Genomic DNA, 2,381 nt, shown 5'->3' with positions numbered 1-2,381 from the left:
GTCGGCGCTGCTGGCAGCGATCTGCCGGGCCAGCACCCTGGCCAGGGTGGCATAGGGGCTCTCGGGAGTCGGGGCGGGCGACCAGATCCAGGGCGGACGGCCGCGGCCGGCGACGGCGGCGGGCTTGCGCCGCACGTAGCCATCGCGCAACAGCGCCTCCAGCTGGGCGCGCACCGTGTTTTCATGCATGCCGGCAGCTTGGGCCAGCTGCGGGATGCTCAGTGCCTCGTTTGCCTCCTGGAGCAGGTGCAGGATGAGTTCGCGGGAGGGGGAATGCATTCGGCCGGCGCCGCTGCGCCGGTTTTCCCGCGGACTGCGTGGCCGAGTCGTCAATGCTTTCCCCTCACCGTGACGGTCTCCGTTGCCGAAACCGCTATTTTCCACTGAGTTAATTGTAATAAAATAGTGGCGGGCATGCGATGTGGCATCCCCGCCACCTGGCGGATCAGAGTGAAGGAGTCGGTGATGGCCGAGAACATTGAAATCTCAGCAACCCGGGAAGAGGCGCTGAAGCAGACAACGGCAGGCACCTGCGCCTGCGGTGGGCATGACGAGCAGCTGCCGGTCCTGGATGTGCAGACGATTCCGCATGCGGTGCGCCACGCGGCAATTTTTGGCGCCCTGGGTTCACTGCGCAGCGGGTCGGGGCTGGTGCTCAGCGCAACACACAACCCGTTGCCGCTGCTCAGGCAGCTCGATGAGCGCCATCCGGGCGAATTCGAGGTCAGCTACCTGCAGCAGGGCCCGGAGGTTTTCAAGCTCAAGCTGGTGCGCAACTAGCGCCCCCGGGGCGGTCCCGCCAGCGGCTACGTCAGCTGACCTTGGCCGGGTCCCAGGCCGTGGAGCGGGCCGAGTCGATGGTGGCCTGGCCCAGCACCCGGCTGTCCTGGTAGACGACCATGGTCTGGCCCGGGGCCACCCCGCGCATCGGCTCCACCAGCCGGGTCACCAGCTGGCACACCCCATCGGCCTGCTGCTCGACGTGGGCCACCGCCGCCACCGGATCCCCGTGGGCGCGCACCTGGACCATGCAGTCGAACTCGGTGCCGAGCCCAACCTCGCTGATGGGCCGCCCCGCCCAGGAGACGCGGATGCCGCGCAGCTCATCCACGGCCAGCAGCGCCTCGGGGCCAACGATCACCTTGTTGTCCTTGGGCCGGATTTCCAACACGAAACGGGGCTTGCCGTCCGCTGCCGGGCGGCCCAGGCGCAACCCCTTGCGCTGTCCCACGGTGAAGGCCTGGGCGCCGGTGTGCTCGCCCAGTTCGTTGCCGTCCTGGTCCACGATCTTCCCCGGCGTCATTTCGATCCGTTCGGCCAGCCAGCCGCGGGTGTCCCCGTCCGGGATGAAGCAGATGTCGTGGCTGTCGGGCTTGTTCGCCACGGTCAGCCCGCGTTCGGCGGCCTCGGCCCGCACCTGCGCCTTGGACGGGGTCTCCGCCAGCGGGAACATGCAGTGCTCCAGCTGCTGGTGGGTCAGCACGCCCAGCACATAGGACTGGTCCTTGGCCCAGTCCGCCGCGCGGTGCAGTTCTGGGTTGCCGGCCTCATCGCGGATGACCTTGGCATAGTGCCCGGTGCACACCGCGTCGAAGCCCAGCGCCAGCGCCTTTTCCAGCAGTGCGGCAAACTTGATCTTCTCATTGCAGCGCATGCACGGGTTCGGGGTACGTCCGGCCTCGTATTCGCTGATGAAGTCATCGACCACGTCCTCGGCGAAGCGGTCCGAGAAGTCCCAGACGTAGAACGGGATGCCCAACTTGTCGCAGGCGCGCCAGGCGTCCGAAGAGTCCTCGATGGTGCAGCAGCCGCGCGAGCCGGTGCGCAGGGTGCCCGGCATCCGGGACAGGGCCAGGTGCACCCCGACCACGTCGTGCCCGGCCTCGACGGCTCGGGCGGCGGCCACCGCCGAGTCAACGCCGCCGGACATCGCTGCTAAGACCTTCATCGTGTAAATCCTGTTCCCGCAGTATGGATACTGCTCTCGTCGGCCGCCATTCCGGCCTTCTTCGCCCGGGCGTAGGCCTCGGGCAGTGCTTCCAATAGTCTGTCAACGTCGGCCCGGGTGGTGCTATGCCCAAATGTGAAGCGTTGCACACTGCGGGCGCTGCGCGCATCGCGGCCCATGGCCAGCAGCACGTGGGAGGGCTGGGGCACCCCGGCGGTGCAGGCCGAGCCGGTGGAGGAGCAGATGCCCAGCATGTCCAGCACGAACAGCAGCGAGTCCCCCTCGCAGCCGGGGAAGGTGTAGTGCAGGTTTCCCGGCAGCCGGGCCTGGGTGTGCCCGGCATCGGCCGGGCCGTTCAGCTGGGCCTCGGGGATGCTGCGCGAAATCTCGGCGACCGCGTAGTCGCGCAGGCCGGCCAGCCGCTCGTATTCGG

The 2,381-nt window shown here is 68.2% G+C and carries 4 protein-coding genes; 1 reads left to right on the top strand and 3 read right to left on the bottom strand.

The genetic code is table 11. The features are described from left to right. The coding region (locus tag RCJ92_RS15600) for a helix-turn-helix domain-containing protein (RefSeq protein ID WP_446755082.1) at positions 1 to 279 on the bottom strand (279 nt) is incomplete at its 3' end. A gap of 186 nt (positions 280 to 465) precedes the next feature. On the opposite strand from RCJ92_RS15600, the gene RCJ92_RS15595 reads away from it, so the two are divergent. Beyond that, positions 466 to 780 carry a DUF2249 domain-containing protein gene (locus tag RCJ92_RS15595; protein WP_138177503.1) on the top strand — a complete coding sequence of 105 codons (315 nt, stop codon included), beginning with the start codon at positions 466 to 468 and terminating at the stop codon, positions 778 to 780. Positions 781 to 811: 31 nt separating this feature from the next. On the opposite strand, the gene mnmA is transcribed toward RCJ92_RS15595, so the two are convergent. Further along, positions 812 to 1,948, bottom strand: a complete 1,137-nt coding sequence (gene mnmA / locus RCJ92_RS15590) for a tRNA 2-thiouridine(34) synthase MnmA (protein ID WP_446755081.1) — start codon at positions 1,946 to 1,948, stop codon at positions 812 to 814. Then, a partial coding sequence (locus RCJ92_RS15585) for an aminotransferase class V-fold PLP-dependent enzyme (protein WP_446755080.1) occupies positions 1,945 to 2,381 on the bottom strand: 437 nt, incomplete at its 5' end. The genes mnmA and RCJ92_RS15585, both read right to left, overlap by 4 nt.

Source organism: Glutamicibacter sp. BSL13 (assembly GCF_052928425.1).
Note: the sequence above shows the minus strand (reverse complement) of the source record. Positions and strands in the feature narration are given on the sequence as shown.

Coding starts and splice junctions, on each gene's coding strand:
- RCJ92_RS15595 (WP_138177503.1), top strand. CDS start 466: ATGGCCGAGAACATTGAAATCTCAGCAACCCGGGAAGAGGCGCTGAAG.
- mnmA (WP_446755081.1), bottom strand. CDS start 1,948: ATGAAGGTCTTAGCAGCGATGTCCGGCGGCGTTGACTCGGCGGTGGCC.